Origin of the sequence: Limnohabitans rimovensis (SeqCode) (assembly GCF_965234775.1) — a bacterium.
Taxonomy (GTDB): Bacteria; Pseudomonadota; Gammaproteobacteria; order Burkholderiales; family Burkholderiaceae_C; genus Limnohabitans; species Limnohabitans rimovensis.
The window spans coordinates 1,537,758-1,552,682 of sequence record NZ_OZ248562.1 but is presented as its reverse complement, the minus strand read 5'-3'; the positions used below and the strand labels follow the sequence as shown (position 1 = coordinate 1,552,682).

The window sequence follows — 14,925 nt, the reverse complement described above, 5'->3', positions numbered from 1 at the left end:
TGCTGCAACCGAAATGTTCCCCCACCGTTGCGTCAATTTCTGGAGAACCGCATGTCTGCAATCAATTACAGCGAAAAAATTCCCAACAACGTCAACCTGGCCGAAGACCGCACGCTGCAGCGCGCGCTCGAACAGTGGCAGCCCAACTTCATCAACTGGTGGGACGACATGGGCCCCGAAGGCTCCACCGACATGGACGTGTACTTGCGCACTGCCGTCAGCGTGGACCCGCAAGGCTGGGCGCAGTTTGGCCACGTCAAGATGCGCGACTACCGCTGGGGCGTGTTTTTGAACCCAGGCGAGCAAGACCGCAAGATCCACTTCGGTGACCACATCGGTGAAAAGGCCTGGCAAGACGTGCCTGGCGAGCACCGCGCCAACCTGCGCCGCATCATCGTGACGCAAGGCGACACCGAGCCGGCATCGGTCGAGCAGCAGCGTCACCTGGGCCTCACCGCCCCCAGCATGTACGACCTGCGCAACCTGTTCCAAATCAACGTGGAAGAAGGCCGTCACCTGTGGGCCATGGTCTACCTGTTGCACAAATACTTCGGCAAAGACGGCCGCGAAGAAGCCGATGCCTTGCTCCAGCGCAACAGCGGCAATGAAGACAATCCGCGCATCTTGCAGGCGTTCAATGAGAAGACTCCCGACTGGTTGAGCTTTTTCATGTTCACCTACTTCACCGACCGGGACGGCAAGTTCCAGTTGTGTGCATTGGCCGAGTCCGCTTTTGACCCCTTGGCGCGCACCACCAAGTTCATGTTGACCGAAGAAGCGCACCACATGTTTGTGGGCGAGTCGGGCGTGAGCCGCACCATTCAGCGCACCGTGGATGTGATGAACCAGCTCAAAACCGACGACGTGGCCAAGCTGCGCGCCGCTGGTGTGATCGATTTGCCCACCATCCAGCGCTACATCAACTTCCATTTCTCGGTGACCATTGACTTGTTCGGTGCCGATCAGTCGTCCAACGCCGCCACCTTCTACAGCTCTGGTCTGAAAGGCCGCTACGAAGAAGGCAAGCGTGGGGACGACCACGTTTTGAAGGGCAACAGCTACAAAATTTTGTCGGTGGAAGACGGCAAGCTGGTTGAAAAAGAAGTGCCCATGCTCAACGCATTGAACGAAGTGCTGCGCGACGACTACATCACCGACTCCGTCAGTGGCATTGACCGTTGGAACCGCGTGATCACCAAGGCGGGCATCCCCTTCACATTGAAGGCACCGCACAAAGCCTTTCACCGCAACATCGGTTCTTTGTCGGGTTCCAACATCACGCCCGATGGCCAAGTGGTCACCAAAGCCGAATGGATGGCCAAGGTCGGCGAGTGGCTGCCCAGCAACGAAGACCGCGCTTTTGTCGCTAGCCTGATGGGCCGTGTGGTAGAACCCGGAAAATTCGCCAATTGGATTGCGCCGCCCGTCATGGGCATCAACCGTCAGCCCGTGAATTTTGACTATGTTCGTTTCAACTGAACCCCGATAAGGCACCTTGGCCATGAATGCACCTGCCGAACTGTTCAACCAGCATTTGATTGACCCGGAAATTTGCATCCGGTGCAACACCTGCGAGGCCACCTGTCCGGTGGGTGCCATCACGCATGACAGCCGCAACTACGTGGTGATGGCCGATAAATGCAATTTCTGCATGGCCTGTGTGCCACCGTGCCCCACCGGCTCGATTGACAACTGGCACATGCGGCCCAAATCTTCGGCGTACACCCTGGAGGAACAATTCTCTTGGGACGATTTGCCCCCTGCGCTGTCGGAGGCCGAGTTGTTGGCCATGGGTGCAGATGCGTCTGCGCTCGCCACAGCGGCGCAAGAGGTGAACGCCCAAAGCGCCTCATCCAACAGCCCAAGCGAAGTGTTCCAATCAGCCGCCTATGGCGCCACTGTTCCGCCTTGGTCTGCCGCCCATCCGTACACCAACTTGCATGGCCCCAAGGCGCCGATCAGCGCCAGCGTGGTGGGCAATGTGCAAGTGAACGAAGCCGGCACAACCAACGAAACCCACCACATCGTCTTGGACTTTGGCCCCATGCCATTCCCTGCTTTAGAAGGGCAATCCATCGGCATCGTTCCCCCTGGTGTCGATGCACAAGGCAAGCCGCACCATGCGCGCCAGTATTCAATTGCCAGCCCGCGCAACGGCGAGCGGCCCGGTTACAACAACCTGTCGATCACGGTGAAACGGGTGGTGGAGGACCACGCTGGCCAGCCGGTCAAGGGCGTGGCATCCAACTATTTGTGCGACCTCCAAACGGGCGATTCTGTTCAGGTGATTGGCCCCTTTGGCAGCAGCTTCTTGATGCCCAATCACCCCAAGTCCCACATCGTGATGATTTGCACAGGCACCGGCAGCGCGCCCATGCGTGCGATGACCGAGTGGCGTCGGCGCTTGCGCCAAAGCGGCAAGTTTGAAGGCGGAAAACTCATGCTCTTTTTTGGCGCGCGCACCCAAAAAGAGTTACCTTACTTTGGCCCCTTGCAAAAGCTGCCCAAAGACTTCATAGACATCAACTTCGCGTTCTCGCGCGAAGCGGGCCAAACCAAACGCTATGTGCAAGATCTGATGCGCGAACGCAGTGCCGACTTGGTGGCTTTGCTCAAAGATCCCAACACCTACATCTATGTGTGTGGCTTGAAGAGCATGGAAGAAGGCGTGGTGCTGGCCCTGCGCGATGTGGTCACCCAAGCGGGCCTGAATTGGGAAAGCCTGGGGTCATCCCTCAAGCAAGAAGGCCGTTTGCACTTGGAAACCTATTGACGCGGTGGCACCGGTGGTGCAAATCACGCTGACCCGCCCCCACTGGCGTGGGACGCAGCTGATCCCAAAGCCCGCTTTATGATGCTTGGGCAAGCCCAAGGGGCGGCTTGTCAGCGAAAGGCATTTATGAAAAATTCAGTTTTCGTGGTGGGTGTGGGCATGGTGCCCTTTGCCAAACCCAGTGCGGCGCAACCGTATCCGGTGATGGCTTCTGAGGCGGTGCGCTTGGCCTTGCACGATGCCGGCTTGGGCTACGCCGATGTGCAACAGGCCTATGTGGGTTATGTGTACGGCGACTCCACGGCCGGCCAGCGCGCTTTGTACGAGGTGGGCATGACGGGCATTCCCATCGTCAATGTCAACAACAACTGCTCCACGGGTTCTACAGCCCTGTATTTGGCCCGCCAAGCCGTGGCGTCGGGGGCCGTGGAATGCGCCTTGGCCTTGGGCTTTGAGCAAATGACCCCTGGTGCCTTGGGCGTGCAGTTTCCGGACCGCGCCAGCCCATTTGATCGGTTTGACGAAGCCACCCAAGCCCTGGTGGGGCATGCCGAAATTCCCTTGGCGCTGCGCTACTTTGGCGGGGCAGGCCTGGCCCATATGAATGAATTTGGCACGCCGCTGGAGACCTTTGCCAAGATCCGCGCCAAGGCCAGCCGGCATGCCGCGAACAACCCCTTGGCCTTGTTCCGTGATGAGGTGACGACCGAGCAGGTGATGGCCTCGCCCATGTTGTGGCCCGGGGTGATGACCCGCTTGATGGCCTGCCCGCCCACCTGCGGCGCGGCGGCTGCCATTGTCTGCACCGCAGCGTTTGCCCAACAGCATGGGCTGGCCCCCAGCGTGCGCATCCGCGCCCAGGCCATGACCACCGACCGCGCCCGCACCTTTGAAGCCCAGGACATGCGCGAAGTGGTGGGCTTTGGCATGGCCCAAGAAGCGGCCACGGCGGTGTACGAAGCGGCTGGCGTGGGCCCGCAAGACATTGACGTGGTGGAGCTGCACGACTGCTTTGCCCAAAACGAGTTGCTCTCTTACGAAGCCCTGGGTTTGTGCCCACGCGGCGGGGCGCAACAGTTTGTCGACGATGGCGACAACACCTACGGCGGCCAGGTGGTGACCAACCCCTCGGGCGGTTTGCTCAGCAAAGGCCATCCCTTGGGGGCCACCGGCTTGGCGCAATGCACAGAATTGGTCCAGCAGTTGCGCGGCACCGCAGAGCGCCGCCAGGTGGCCGGGGCTCGCCTGGCCTTGCAACACAACCTGGGCCTGGGTGGGGCTTGTGTGGTCACGCTATACGAACGGGTCTGATGGTGTTTGCGCCATGACCGATATCCGGCCCGAGGCCACCCCCACGCCGCCAGTGGCCAACCGCTATGCCGACATGGGGTTTTGGCAGTTCACCTTCATCACTATGTTGGTGACGGCGCTGTTTCCCTGGTACTTGATCTGGAATTCTTTGGCACGCGGACCCGATGACACCCGCTTGTTGATGCTGGCCATGGCCAAAGATTGGCTCATCACCGTGTTGACTATCTTGGTGGTTGTGGTGGTGTTGGTGGCCCTGGCGGTGTGGGCCGTGGTGCGCTACTTCAGCGCTTGAGCCAACTGGTTCAGCGCCGCACTTTGGCGCGGCAGGCGGCTTGCATGTCGCGGTCTTTGATGAAGCCACATTGGCCTGCACCACCGCCGGTTTCAGCGCGGCACAGGGCTTGCAAGTCCAGGTTGCGGATAAAGCCGCATTGGCCAGACCCGCCACCGGTGGTGGCGCGGCAATGCGCTTGTTGGTCGGCGTCTTGGATAAACCCGCATTGGCCGCTCGATGAGCCCACGGCGGGCCGTTGGCTTTGCAAGCTCGCGCGGCAAGCGGCCTGGGCGTCTTTGTCGCGAATGAAGCCACACTGTGAGGCGCCACCTCCGCTTTCAGCGCGGCAGCGCGCTTGCAAATCGCTGTCGCGGATAAACCCACATTGCGCTTCACTGCCGCCGTTCACAGCGCGGCAATAGGCTTGGCGGTCGGGGTCTTTGATGAAGCCGCATTCGCTGGGCTGGGCCAGGGCCCAGGGCATGGCGCACACCAAGGCGCAGATCGAGATGGCGCGGAAAAAAGCCTGTGCCCCAGAGCGGGATTGGGTGCAATGAAATTTTTCGCGCATGGCCCATCTTGCCATGGTGAGGTTTGACAGACTCAAAAAAACTTCAGCCAATAGCGCCGGGTCAGTGCCAGCGCCACCATGCCTTGCACCGCCATGGCCAGCGTGGCCATGGGGGGACTCAAGAGATCGGCCAACACCCCGATGTAGAAAAACCCAATCGGCCCCAAACCGATGCAGGCTGTCAACACACCCAGCAAGCGCGCGCGCTGCGCCACGGGTGAGTCGCGGTACATCAAGGTGGTTTGCATGACTGCAAACCCCACCGCACCCAGGCCATTGAGCAGCAACAGCAGGGCGGCCAAGGTCACGCTGTGGGCAAGGGCAAAACCCACCGCCGTGGTGAAGTACACGACCACGGCGCCCACATAAATGCGCCCATACCAAGCGGGTTTGGCAAAGCTGGCGAACAAGAGCGCGCCCACAAAGCCACCCACACCTTCACAACTGGCGAGCAGGCCCACGTCTTGGTTGCCCAAGTGCAAGGCGTCGCTGGCCAATACAGGGATCATGCTGGTGAAGGGCCAGCCAAACACATTGAAGATGGCGGTGACGGACAAAATGCCAATCAAGCGATCGTCTTGGCGCGCCAGGGCAAAGCCCTCGCGCATCGGCCCCAGAAGCGACAACGGGTGCTTGATCGGGTGTTTATGGTCTGGGGCAACGCCCCAGACCACCCATAAACTGACACTGTGCAGCACCAGCCCCAACCAAAACACACCGCCAATGTCAAATTGGGCCAACAGCAGTCCGGCCAATATGGGTCCCAAAACCCGGCTGACGTTGTTGACACCCACATCCACCGACAAGGCCGGGCCGATGCGCTGCGCACCCACGGAGTCCCCGATCATCATGCGCCGCACCGGGTTGTCAGCCGCCCAACAAATACCGTTGATAAAGCAACCCACCCCCAAATGCCAAATGCTCAGCCAACCCATGCTGGCCAGCAGTGCCAAAACCCCGCTGGTCAACAAAGAGGTGCCGACCATCAGCATCAAGGACAAGCGGGAATCAAAACGCTCGGCCAATGCCCCGATCAAGGCACCAAACAAGCCCATGGGCAACAAGCGCAACATGCTCAGCAGCGCCACGATGAAGGCCGACTCGGTGACGCGGTAGGCAAATAAGCCCATGGCCAGCATCTCTAGCCAACGCACGGTTGAAAACAAAAAGCCTGAAAACAGCAAGCGCCAAATGGCGTGAAGGGCTTGCCAACGGCCAGTGGGCGTGCTCAAGGGTGCTGGCCTTGCGGTCTGGGCATGGACATGGACAAATGGGTGGTGGGCATGTCTCTGTGGATGGTGTGTCCCCGTCGGCTTGTCTGCGACGCGGTAATTTGCTCTGGGGAAATCATGCCACAGTATGGGTTTTGACCTGGGTCGCTGGGGCGACCCCTTTTTTGGCAAAGGTACTCGATGAAATCTGAACCCTTGATCTTGGCCTTTGACGTCTTCGGCACGGTGGTCGATTGGCATGGTTCGATCAGCCGCGAGGTGGCCGCACTCATCCCCGGTGAAGACGGCGACGCCTTCGCCACGGCTTGGCGGGCGGGCTATAAACCGGCCATGGCCGAGGTGCGCTCGGGCCATTTGGGCTGGACCAAGATTGACGACCTGCACCGGCGCATTTTGGACCAGGTGCTGAAGGCCCGGGGTCACGACTTGGACGAGGGCCAGCGCCAACACCTCAACCGCGCCTGGCACCGCTTGGCACCGTGGCCAGACACCATCGCGGGTATGCAGCGATTGAAGGCGCACTTCACCTTGTGCACCTTGTCCAATGGCAACTTGAGCTTGCTGGCCCACATGGCCAAGCACGCTGGTTTGCCTTGGGACTTGATTTTGTCGGCCGAGGTGTTTCGCCATTACAAGCCCGACCCTGAAACTTATTTGGGCGTGGCCGAGGTGTTTGATGTCGCTCCCGGTCAAGTGATGTTGGTCGCCAGCCATGAGGACGATTTGGACGCGGCCGCTGCCTGTGGTTTGCAAACCGCCTATGTGTCTCGGCCCCTGGAGAATGGGCCAGGGGTGCGCATTCAACACGGCGATTTGTCGCGATTCACGGTGGCAGCGCAAGACTTCAATGACTTGGCGGATCGCTTGACACACCGCTCACGCCACTAAACTGCCAGCATGACCACCATCGCCCGCATTGATAGCCATGTGCTGCACGTCTCGAACAAAACCAATTGGTGGTTTTTGTCGGTGACCGACAGCAGCGGTGCCGTGGGCTGGGGAGAGGGTTCCTTGAACGGCTGGGAGCCGATGCTCGACACCGTGTGCCAGCAATGGCGCAGCGATTGGCAGGGGCTGAACTTGGACCAAGCCCAGCAACAGGTGCGCGCGGCCCCCGCTTCGCCAGGCGGCTTGGTGGGCAACACCGTGGTCAGCGCTTTTTTGCAAGCCGTGCTGGGCTTGCAAGCCCAACATGCGGGTTGCGCACCCCACAGCTTGTTGGGCCCGGTGCAGCGCCAGGTGGTGCCGCTGTACGCCAACATCAACCGCGCCACCACCGACCGCAGCCCTCAAGGTTTTGTGGACACCGCTTTGCGCGCTCGCGCTCAAGGCTTTGAGCGCTTCAAAGCCGCCCCCTTTGATGGCCTCACACCGGTCCTGTGTGGCACGGCCCAGGGCCAAGCCAAAATTCACCATGGGGTGGACTGCATGTTGGCGCTGCGCGATGTCCTGGGTCCGCAGGCCCTGCTGATGGTCGATTGCCATTGGCGCTTTGACGAGGCCCGTGCGCTGCAAACTTTGCGTGACTTGGCGCCCGCCAACTTGCACTGGTTTGAATGCCCCTTGGCCGAGACCCATGCCCATTGGCCCGCCATGCGCCGACTGCGCCTAGCGGCCAAGGACCAAGGGGTGTTGCTCGCAGCCGCAGAAACCCAGGTCGGCTTGGCCTCGTTCCAAACCTTGTTTGACGAAGCCTTGTACGACGTGGTGATGCCCGATGTGAAGTACTGCGGTGGCCCACCAGAAATGCTGCGCATTGCCCAGCGTGCCGCAGAGCATGGGGTGACTTTTTCACCGCACAACCCTTCCGGGCCCGTCTGCACCTGGCACAGCTGGCAAGTGGCATTGGCAGCACCCGAATGCGCCATGCTCGAGCTGCAATTTGACGAAAGCCCGATGTACGACAGCCTGACGCAGGGCGTGGACTTGCAGCCCCAGCGCGGCGCTTTGGGGGTGCCGCTACCCGGTCAGCATCACCTGAGAATGAACCTGGACTTGTTGCGTGCCCACCCCTATCAAGCCGTGCCCCCAGGCATTGAAACCCTGCTCAACCGATGAAGCCCCGGTCACCATCGATATTCGACGCCCCAGCCACTGCGGCGGCTTTGCCTTATCCAGCCTTGGCCTCGGCGATTGAGGATGTGCTGCACGACCCGACCGTGGCGGTGCCGCCACGCATGGTGCTGCCCGTGGGCGAGGGCAACAGCTTGTTTGTGATGCCCGCGCACGATGCGCGCATCGCCATCACCAAAATCATCACCGTGTTGCCCAGCAACCGACAACGCGGTCTGCCCCCTGTGCAAGGTGATATTTTGGTCTTCGACACCCAAACCGGTCAGCGTGTGGCACTGCTCGATGGCCCCACGGTGACGGCGCGGCGAACGGCCGCGGTGTCTTTGTTGGCAGCTCAAAAGCTGTCTCCCAGCCTGCGTGGACCCATGCTCATTGTGGGTGCGGGCGACCAAGGCCGCGCCCATTTGGAGGCCTTTCATGTGGGCATGGGCGTGCAACAGGTGATGGTGCATTCGCGCAGCCCGGCCAGTGCACAGGCCTTGGTGCAGCACGCGCTTAGCTTGGGCATGCAAGCGCAGACGGTGTCAGACCCCAACACCGTGGTGGGCGACTGCGCTTGGGTGATGACCACCACACCGGCCTTGGCCGTGGTGATGAACACCGCACCTGCCTCGGGCGCTTTTGTCTCGGCGGTGGGCGCGTTCACCCCCGAGATGGCCGAATGGTCTATTCCCGTGTGCCAAGCGCTGGCGCAGGACGCGCGCTTGGTGGTCGACACCCGCGACGCCGACCATGAAGCGGGCGATTTGTTGCAAGCCGGCATCGATGTGCGCGCACTGCCCACTTTGGGCGATGTGGTGCGCCAAAGCCCGCCTAACAGCAGGGGCGCGACAGCGGGGTCAACCGTGTTTTTCAAAAATTGCGGTTGGGCCGGTTGGGATTTGGCCGCGGCGCGTTGTGCAGTGGCTGAGCTGTTGGCATAAGGTGCAGCCCTTGGACGCATCCCCTGGCGGCACCACCCCTCGGTTTTTCACCGCATCGTTTTACAAGTTTGTGGGCTTGCCTGACCATGCTGCTTTGCAAGCGCCATTGCAGGCGGTGTGCTTGGCCCACCGCGTCAAAGGTTTGGTGTTGCTGGCCCCCGAGGGCATCAATGGGGGCTTGTCGGGTGCCGCCGCCGATGTGCAAGCGGTGCTGGACCATCTGCGGCAAGACCCGCGCCTGGCCGACCTGGTGCCACGAACATCATGGGCCGAGCATGCCCCCTACCACCGCATGAAGGTGCGCTTGAAAAAAGAAATCGTCACCATGGGGGTGCCGGGTGTGGACCCGGTCCAGATGGCGGGAACCTATGTGGCACCGCAGGATTGGAACGCCTTGATCGCCGACCCGGCTGTGGTGCTGATCGATACCCGCAACGAATATGAGGTGGCGCTGGGTACGTTTGAGGGGGCCATCAACCCCCACATCGACAACTTTTCCCAATTGCCCGATTGGTTGTCGCGGTCGCCTGCTGTGCAAGCCAAGGATGGTTCAAAACCCAAAGTGGCGATGTTTTGCACCGGTGGCATCCGCTGCGAAAAATCCACCGCCTTGCTGCGCCAAATGGGGTTTGGCGAGGTGTTTCATTTGCAAGGGGGCATCCTTCAATACTTGGCCCAAATACCGGCAGAACAAAGCCGCTGGCAAGGGCAATGTTTTGTGTTCGATGAGCGCGTGTCGGTTGGCCATGGCTTGCAGCCTGGTGGGCTGGGCTTGTGCCGCAGTTGTCGCGAGCCCCTGAGCGAACCAGACCAACGCTCCGACTTGTTTGAGTTGGGTGTGAGCTGCCCCAGCTGCCACGCCCACACCAGCGAAGACAAAAAAACCAAGGCCCGCGAGCGCCAGCGCCAATGGGCACTGCAGCAATGGCGGGCCCCATTGACTTTGGATTGATGCGGGTGGGTGAGGGCTGTTGCGGTTTAAAAAACAATCACCAAGCGCCCGCGCGTGCCACCGGCTTCCAGCCGGCGATGTGCCTCGGCGGCTTGCGCAGGGTCATAGGTGTCGGCCACGCGCAGGGTGATCACCCCGTCATGGACAGATTGGCGCAATTGGCGCAATAAATCAGCGCGGTGGTTGTATTGCCGCACCCAGGTGGCATGGCACACAATGCCGCGCTGCGCCATGGACCAGCCCCGCACCGAGGCATAACCACCGCCATCGCGCACCGCGCCCAGGGTCAACTCACATTGGAAAGAACCATCGGCCAATGCATCAACCCCATTGGGTACCACTTGGCGGATTTGCGCCGCGATGTCCTTGCCACGTGGCACCACGGTATCGGCTCCAAAAGAGCGCACCAGCGCCACATCTGCGGGGCTCGCGTCGGCGATGACATGCAGGCCCGCTTGCTTGGCCAGTTGAATCACATAGCCGCCATAACAGCCGGCCGCCCCCGTGACCGCCAAGGTCTGCCCGGGTTTCAAGGCCAATTGGTCGAGCGTTTGGCGCGCGGTGAGTCCATTCATGGGCAGCGTGGCGGCCTCGATCAGGCTGACGCCCTCGGGGATGCGCGCCACCGCATCGGCCGACAACACAATGCTTTCGCGATAACCGCCGTGGCTGCCCTGGTTGTCCACCATGGCCATCACCTTGTCGCCAATGGCCAAATCGGTGGGGTTGTCAGGGCCCACGGCGTCGATCACGCCCGCGACATCCATGCCGGGCACATGCGGCGGTGAAACCTCGCGCAAGGCCTGCGCGCGCGAGCCATTGCGCAGCAAGGTGTCGGTCGGGTTCACGGTGGCGGCATGCACGCGCACGCGCACCTGGCCCGGCCCGGGTTGGGTCTCGGGCAGATCTAGGAGTTGTAAAACCTCGGGGCCTCCAAATTCAAACAATCCAATGGCGCGCATGCGTTGCTCCTTGTGTACCTGTTGCAGGCGGTATGCCGATTTCAATGCGGGCAATTGTGGCGCAGTATGGCGTGGGCGCGCCAAGGCCAACGGGTGCGGGGCAAACCTATATGCGTCCGCAGCATATCGATCCAACTATTCAGTCGTTTGTGAAACCATTTGACGGAATTACAGTCCGCAACCATGAATGAAATCGGATATGTCAGTGCGGGTTTTGTGGTGGGCTGTGTGGTTGGCCTCACGGGGGTGGGCGGGGGCTCGTTGATGACCCCGATCTTGATCTTTTTCTTTGGCATCAAGCCCTATTTGGCGGTGGGAACCGACTTGCTTTTTGCGGCATTCACCAAAGGGGCTGGTACCTTGAGCTTGGCCCAGCAACGCTTGGTGCCTTGGCGTGTGGTCCTGAGCCTGAGCGCTGGCAGCTTGCCTGCCGCGGCGCTGACCTTGTGGGCCTTGCATGTGGTTGGCCCCGCACAGCCTGTGGTTCAACGAGTCATGACCCACACCTTGGGCGTGGCCTTGTTACTGACCGCGGTGGCCATGCTTTACAAGGTGGTTCGCAGCAAAAAGGTCCCAGTCGCTAAGAGCGATGTTGATGGGGACCGCGCTTGTCGCCCGCGCCATTGGGCTGGACCGCTGCTGTTTGGTGCCCTGATCGGGGTGCTGGTCACCTTGACATCGGTTGGGGCTGGCGCCATAGGTGTGATGGTGTTGTTGATGCTTTATCCGCAACTGCCTTTGCCACGCGTGGTGGCTGCTGACATTGCCTATGCCGTTCCCCTGACCTTGGTCGCGGGCTTGGGTCACGCCACTTTGGGGTCGGTGGATTGGTCCTTGTTGGGGTGGCTGTTGATCGGGTCTTTGCCAGGCATATGGATCGGCTCGCGCTGGGTTCACAAAACGCCTGAGCGTTTCATTCGCTCGGTGCTGTCTGTGTTGCTGGCTTGGGCTGGCACCAAACTGGTCATGGCTTGAAGCCGCGTTGCCCCCAGACCGCCAGCAGCTGCTGACGCGTTAATCGGCGCGGATGTTGCGCTCGCTGGCGAGTTTTTTCCAGCGCGCCACATCGGTGTTGACGCGTTGGGCAAATGCTTCGGGCGTGCCCGGTGCGGGGTCGCATGCCAGGGTGGCCAAACGCGCTTTCACATCGGCTTGATCCAGCGCTTGGTTGATCACGGCATTCATGCGATCCACCACCGCTTTGGGCGTGGCCGCTGGCGCCAGCACCCCAAACCAGGCCACGGTTTCAAAACCCGGCAAGGCCTCGGCCAAGGCGGGCACATCGGGCAGGCTGGGGTGGCGCTTGGCCGTGGTGACGGCCAAAGCCTGGATCTTGCCGGCTTTGATCTGTGCCGACCAAGGGGGCAAATTGCCAATCATCAATTGCGATTCGTCCGCCAACAAAGCGGCCACCGCTGGTGATGAACCTTTGTAGGGAATGTGGGTGATGTCGGTGCTGGTCATGCTTTTGAACAGCTCGGCCGACAAGTGGGCCGAGCTGCCCACGCCGCCCGAGGCATAGTTGAACTTGCCGGGGTTGGCCTTGGCCAGGGCGATGAATTCGGCCACGGTTTTGGCCTTGGTGTTGGGGCTGACCACCATCACATTCGGGGTGGTGCAAATCATGGCGACAGGCACAAAATCTTTCACCACATCGTAGGGTAGCTTGCTGTAGATGCCGGCGTTGACGCCATGCGAGCCGGCATTGCCCACAATCATGGTGTAGCCGTCGGCCGCTGACTTGGCCACCGCGTCAGAGCCCAGCACGCCGCCAGCGCCGGGCTTGTTGTCGATGACCACCGCTTGGCCCAGTTCGCGAGAAATTTTGTCGGCGATCAGGCGCCCGGTCACATCCGAGCCGTCGCCAGGCGTGCTCGGCACCACCCAGCGGATGGATTTGGTGGGATAGGTTTGGGCCCCAGCGCTGGCGCAAGCCAGGGTCAAGGCGGTGAGGGTGCAAAGCAGGCGCATGGTGGTCTTTCAAAAGGGTGCGCCAAGCTCGCCATCAGGAATGGCGCGAGCTACGCTGGGATGGGGCGGGAAACATTTTGGCATGCACAGCCACCGGGTCATCAGGCTTGCCACACCCCAAAGCCAGCTTCGCGCAGGCGAATGGCCAGATCGACCTCCATGAACTGCGCATCGGCATAGGGCATGGGGTTGAGAGATTGGTAAATGGCGGGCAGCAGTTGCAAGCCATATTGGTGGGCAAAGCGGTTGGATTTGATGTTGGCCTTGTGTTGGTCAAACCGGGTGTCGGGGTCGAGGCCGGTCATGCCCACATAGACACACGGCTTGCCAGGTTGCGGCGCGTAGTCGGGGTTGGCACGGCGAAATTTGGGCTCGCGCCACACATCGGGGTCCAACTCGATCACATACACATGGTGGTGCGCGCGCATGGTGGGCGTTGCGGCTCAGTCTTTGGCCGCCACCACCCAGGCACCCGACAGAACACCGCTTTGGTACAAGCCCACGAAATGGGCGTAAGCCGCGTCATAGCGGTCGAAATGCGCCTGCCCCAAGCGGGCCACGGTGGCGTCTTTCAAAGACCGGTACATGGCGTGGCGGTCGACCAAAATGCGCGTCCACTCGGCGCTCAGATCGATGGCGCGCACCCAGCGCATGCCCACTTGCTCAAACCATTGCTGGTAGTCGACCAAGGTGGCGATTTCTGAAAAACGCATGCCGTCGTACAGCTGCTGGGCGTCTGGCGCGGACAGGGTTTGGTGGCTCATGATGTCTGAAAACACCATGCGCCCTCCCGGCTTCAGCACCCGGGCGCACGCTGCGATGAGCTGGTTCTTGTGGGGGATGTGGGCAAAGGCCTCTTGACTGATGATGCAGGTGAACTGCGCGGGATCAAAGGGCATGTCCAGCGCATTGCCGTGGACAAAATCGACCTGTGCGCCCAATCTGGCGGCTTCGGTCAAGGCTTGGGCACCGACCACCCGTGAGGCGGTCAGATCCAAGCCGGTTACTTTGCAACCGGTTTTCCATGCGATGTAGCGCGCGGGCCCGCCCATGCCGGCGCACACATCGAGCACATGGTCATCAGCGGTGATGGCCGCCAGACCCATCAAGTGGTCCACCGCCTCGGTACCGCCGTAATGGTCTTGGTCGTGCGCGCTCAGCACGGCTTGGGTGATGTCCTCGCGGGCAATTTGACGGGCTGCCACCGCTTGGAATATTTGATCCGCGCTGATCGGGTGGAAGTCGTAGAAGTGCTCGACGGCTTGCAGGGGTGATGGGTTCATCATGGGTCTGACCTGGTCAACGGGGTGGCCTGATATTAGCCGCCTGACCGTTGCGCCCCAGGGACATGGCGCTGGGGGTAAGCTCTGGCTTGACCCAGCCACAGTGGGGGTCTAGATGGAGCACAAACAATGGCGATTTCATGGATGGCCGCCCTCAAGGTGGTGCCTTGGGGCAAAGTGATGGAGCACGCCCCCCAGGTGTTGGAAAAGGCGCGCGGTTTGATCGACAAACACCGCCCCGGCGCTGCGGTGGCCGAAGCCAATACCCCAGCACCCAGCGCCGAGACCGCTGAGGTGCCCAGCCTGGGTGAATTGAAAAATCGCTGCCTGGCGTTGCAGGTGCAAGCTGAGCAACTGCGCCAAACCCAAGCGCAAATGGCCCAAACCATGGCCGATCTGGCCGAACAAAATGCCAGCCTGATGGGGGTGGTCGATCGCTTGCAATCGCGAACGCGCTGGTTGGGATGGGGGCTGGGGCTGACCCTGCTGGTCAGCCTGGCCGTGGCGCTGTGGCTGGCGCTCAAGGGGTCGTGATCGATTCGATCAGCGTGGCCTGAGGCTTTAAAGTAAGGTCATTGGCCTCTGAGCCCCCCTTGTTTC

Annotated in this window: 16 protein-coding genes; 10 read left to right on the top strand and 6 right to left on the bottom strand. The window is 61.1% G+C overall.

The window, feature by feature from the left end; translation table 11 throughout:
- Positions 1-51 precede the first annotated feature (51 nt).
- From boxB to AC8GFZ_RS07550, 4 genes are all read left to right on the top strand, one after another.
- Complete coding sequence (gene boxB / locus AC8GFZ_RS07565; RefSeq protein WP_506643921.1) at positions 52-1,479, top strand: benzoyl-CoA 2,3-epoxidase subunit BoxB; 1,428 nt, start codon at positions 52-54, stop codon at positions 1,477-1,479.
- A 22-nt stretch (positions 1,480-1,501) separates the two neighbouring features.
- Positions 1,502-2,773: a benzoyl-CoA 2,3-epoxidase subunit BoxA gene (boxA, locus tag AC8GFZ_RS07560; protein WP_506643919.1), complete on the top strand. Its 1,272-nt coding sequence runs from the start codon at positions 1,502-1,504 to the stop codon at positions 2,771-2,773.
- Positions 2,774-2,899: 126 nt separating this feature from the next.
- The gene (locus AC8GFZ_RS07555) at positions 2,900-4,084 is read left to right on the top strand and encodes a lipid-transfer protein (RefSeq protein ID WP_506643917.1); all 1,185 of its coding nucleotides are present in this window, start codon (positions 2,900-2,902) and stop codon (positions 4,082-4,084) included.
- A 13-nt stretch (positions 4,085-4,097) separates the two neighbouring features.
- A complete protein-coding gene (locus tag AC8GFZ_RS07550) occupies positions 4,098-4,376 on the top strand; it encodes a hypothetical protein (RefSeq protein WP_506643915.1) in 279 nt (92 codons plus the stop codon).
- 10 nt (positions 4,377-4,386) lie between these two features.
- On the opposite strand, the gene AC8GFZ_RS07545 is transcribed toward AC8GFZ_RS07550, so the two are convergent.
- On the bottom strand, positions 4,387-4,929 hold the full coding sequence (locus tag AC8GFZ_RS07545; protein ID WP_506643913.1) for a hypothetical protein: 543 nt from the start codon (positions 4,927-4,929) through the stop codon (positions 4,387-4,389).
- Positions 4,930-4,961: 32 nt separating this feature from the next.
- Positions 4,962-6,161: an MFS transporter gene (locus AC8GFZ_RS07540; RefSeq protein WP_506643911.1), complete on the bottom strand. Its 1,200-nt coding sequence runs from the start codon at positions 6,159-6,161 to the stop codon at positions 4,962-4,964.
- A 180-nt stretch (positions 6,162-6,341) separates the two neighbouring features.
- Here AC8GFZ_RS07540 and AC8GFZ_RS07535 point away from each other — a divergent pair, with 180 nt between their 5' ends.
- From AC8GFZ_RS07535 to trhO, 4 genes are read left to right on the top strand one after another with little or no spacing between them, the layout of a single operon-like run.
- Entirely contained in the window at positions 6,342-7,049 is a 708-nt protein-coding gene (locus AC8GFZ_RS07535) for a haloacid dehalogenase type II (RefSeq protein WP_506643909.1), read from the top strand.
- A 9-nt stretch (positions 7,050-7,058) separates the two neighbouring features.
- Positions 7,059-8,219: an enolase C-terminal domain-like protein gene (locus AC8GFZ_RS07530; protein ID WP_506643907.1), complete on the top strand. Its 1,161-nt coding sequence runs from the start codon at positions 7,059-7,061 to the stop codon at positions 8,217-8,219.
- Positions 8,216-9,157, top strand: coding sequence for a delta(1)-pyrroline-2-carboxylate reductase family protein (locus AC8GFZ_RS07525; RefSeq protein ID WP_506643905.1), 942 nt, complete (start codon positions 8,216-8,218; stop codon positions 9,155-9,157). The genes AC8GFZ_RS07530 and AC8GFZ_RS07525 overlap by 4 nt, the downstream gene beginning before the upstream one ends.
- A 10-nt stretch (positions 9,158-9,167) precedes the next feature.
- Positions 9,168-10,109, top strand: coding sequence for an oxygen-dependent tRNA uridine(34) hydroxylase TrhO (trhO, locus tag AC8GFZ_RS07520; RefSeq protein ID WP_506643903.1), 942 nt, complete (start codon positions 9,168-9,170; stop codon positions 10,107-10,109).
- Positions 10,110-10,135: 26 nt separating this feature from the next.
- Here the strand turns inward: trhO and AC8GFZ_RS07515 are convergent, their stop codons facing one another.
- Complete coding sequence (locus AC8GFZ_RS07515) at positions 10,136-11,071, bottom strand: NADP-dependent oxidoreductase (protein ID WP_506643901.1); 936 nt, start codon at positions 11,069-11,071, stop codon at positions 10,136-10,138.
- A gap of 183 nt (positions 11,072-11,254) precedes the next feature.
- On the opposite strand from AC8GFZ_RS07515, the gene AC8GFZ_RS07510 reads away from it, so the two are divergent.
- On the top strand, positions 11,255-12,046 hold the full coding sequence (locus tag AC8GFZ_RS07510; RefSeq protein WP_506643899.1) for a sulfite exporter TauE/SafE family protein: 792 nt from the start codon (positions 11,255-11,257) through the stop codon (positions 12,044-12,046).
- 39 nt (positions 12,047-12,085) lie between these two features.
- On the opposite strand, the gene AC8GFZ_RS07505 is transcribed toward AC8GFZ_RS07510, so the two are convergent.
- From AC8GFZ_RS07505 to AC8GFZ_RS07495, 3 genes are all read right to left on the bottom strand, one after another.
- Positions 12,086-13,042, bottom strand: coding sequence for a Bug family tripartite tricarboxylate transporter substrate binding protein (locus tag AC8GFZ_RS07505; RefSeq protein WP_506643897.1), 957 nt, complete (start codon positions 13,040-13,042; stop codon positions 12,086-12,088).
- A 101-nt stretch (positions 13,043-13,143) separates the two neighbouring features.
- Positions 13,144-13,470 (bottom strand): hypothetical protein, encoded by a 327-nt coding sequence (locus AC8GFZ_RS07500; protein WP_506643895.1) that lies wholly within the window; start codon positions 13,468-13,470, stop codon positions 13,144-13,146.
- A 15-nt stretch (positions 13,471-13,485) separates the two neighbouring features.
- Entirely contained in the window at positions 13,486-14,328 is an 843-nt protein-coding gene (locus AC8GFZ_RS07495) for a class I SAM-dependent methyltransferase (RefSeq protein WP_506643893.1), read from the bottom strand.
- Between the two features lie 126 nt (positions 14,329-14,454).
- On the opposite strand from AC8GFZ_RS07495, the gene AC8GFZ_RS07490 reads away from it, so the two are divergent.
- On the top strand, positions 14,455-14,859 hold the full coding sequence (locus AC8GFZ_RS07490; RefSeq protein ID WP_506643891.1) for a hypothetical protein: 405 nt from the start codon (positions 14,455-14,457) through the stop codon (positions 14,857-14,859).
- Positions 14,860-14,925 lie beyond the last annotated feature (66 nt).

Coding starts and splice junctions, on each gene's coding strand:
- AC8GFZ_RS07510 (WP_506643899.1), top strand. CDS start 11,255: ATGAATGAAATCGGATATGTCAGTGCGGGTTTTGTGGTGGGCTGTGTG.
- AC8GFZ_RS07535 (WP_506643909.1), top strand. CDS start 6,342: ATGAAATCTGAACCCTTGATCTTGGCCTTTGACGTCTTCGGCACGGTG.
- AC8GFZ_RS07550 (WP_506643915.1), top strand. CDS start 4,098: ATGACCGATATCCGGCCCGAGGCCACCCCCACGCCGCCAGTGGCCAAC.
- boxB (WP_506643921.1), top strand. CDS start 52: ATGTCTGCAATCAATTACAGCGAAAAAATTCCCAACAACGTCAACCTG.
- AC8GFZ_RS07525 (WP_506643905.1), top strand. CDS start 8,216: ATGAAGCCCCGGTCACCATCGATATTCGACGCCCCAGCCACTGCGGCG.
- AC8GFZ_RS07500 (WP_506643895.1), bottom strand. CDS start 13,470: ATGCGCGCGCACCACCATGTGTATGTGATCGAGTTGGACCCCGATGTG.
- AC8GFZ_RS07555 (WP_506643917.1), top strand. CDS start 2,900: ATGAAAAATTCAGTTTTCGTGGTGGGTGTGGGCATGGTGCCCTTTGCC.
- AC8GFZ_RS07490 (WP_506643891.1), top strand. CDS start 14,455: ATGGCGATTTCATGGATGGCCGCCCTCAAGGTGGTGCCTTGGGGCAAA.
- AC8GFZ_RS07545 (WP_506643913.1), bottom strand. CDS start 4,929: ATGCGCGAAAAATTTCATTGCACCCAATCCCGCTCTGGGGCACAGGCT.
- boxA (WP_506643919.1), top strand. CDS start 1,502: ATGAATGCACCTGCCGAACTGTTCAACCAGCATTTGATTGACCCGGAA.
- AC8GFZ_RS07515 (WP_506643901.1), bottom strand. CDS start 11,071: ATGCGCGCCATTGGATTGTTTGAATTTGGAGGCCCCGAGGTTTTACAA.
- AC8GFZ_RS07495 (WP_506643893.1), bottom strand. CDS start 14,328: ATGATGAACCCATCACCCCTGCAAGCCGTCGAGCACTTCTACGACTTC.
- AC8GFZ_RS07505 (WP_506643897.1), bottom strand. CDS start 13,042: ATGCGCCTGCTTTGCACCCTCACCGCCTTGACCCTGGCTTGCGCCAGC.
- AC8GFZ_RS07530 (WP_506643907.1), top strand. CDS start 7,059: ATGACCACCATCGCCCGCATTGATAGCCATGTGCTGCACGTCTCGAAC.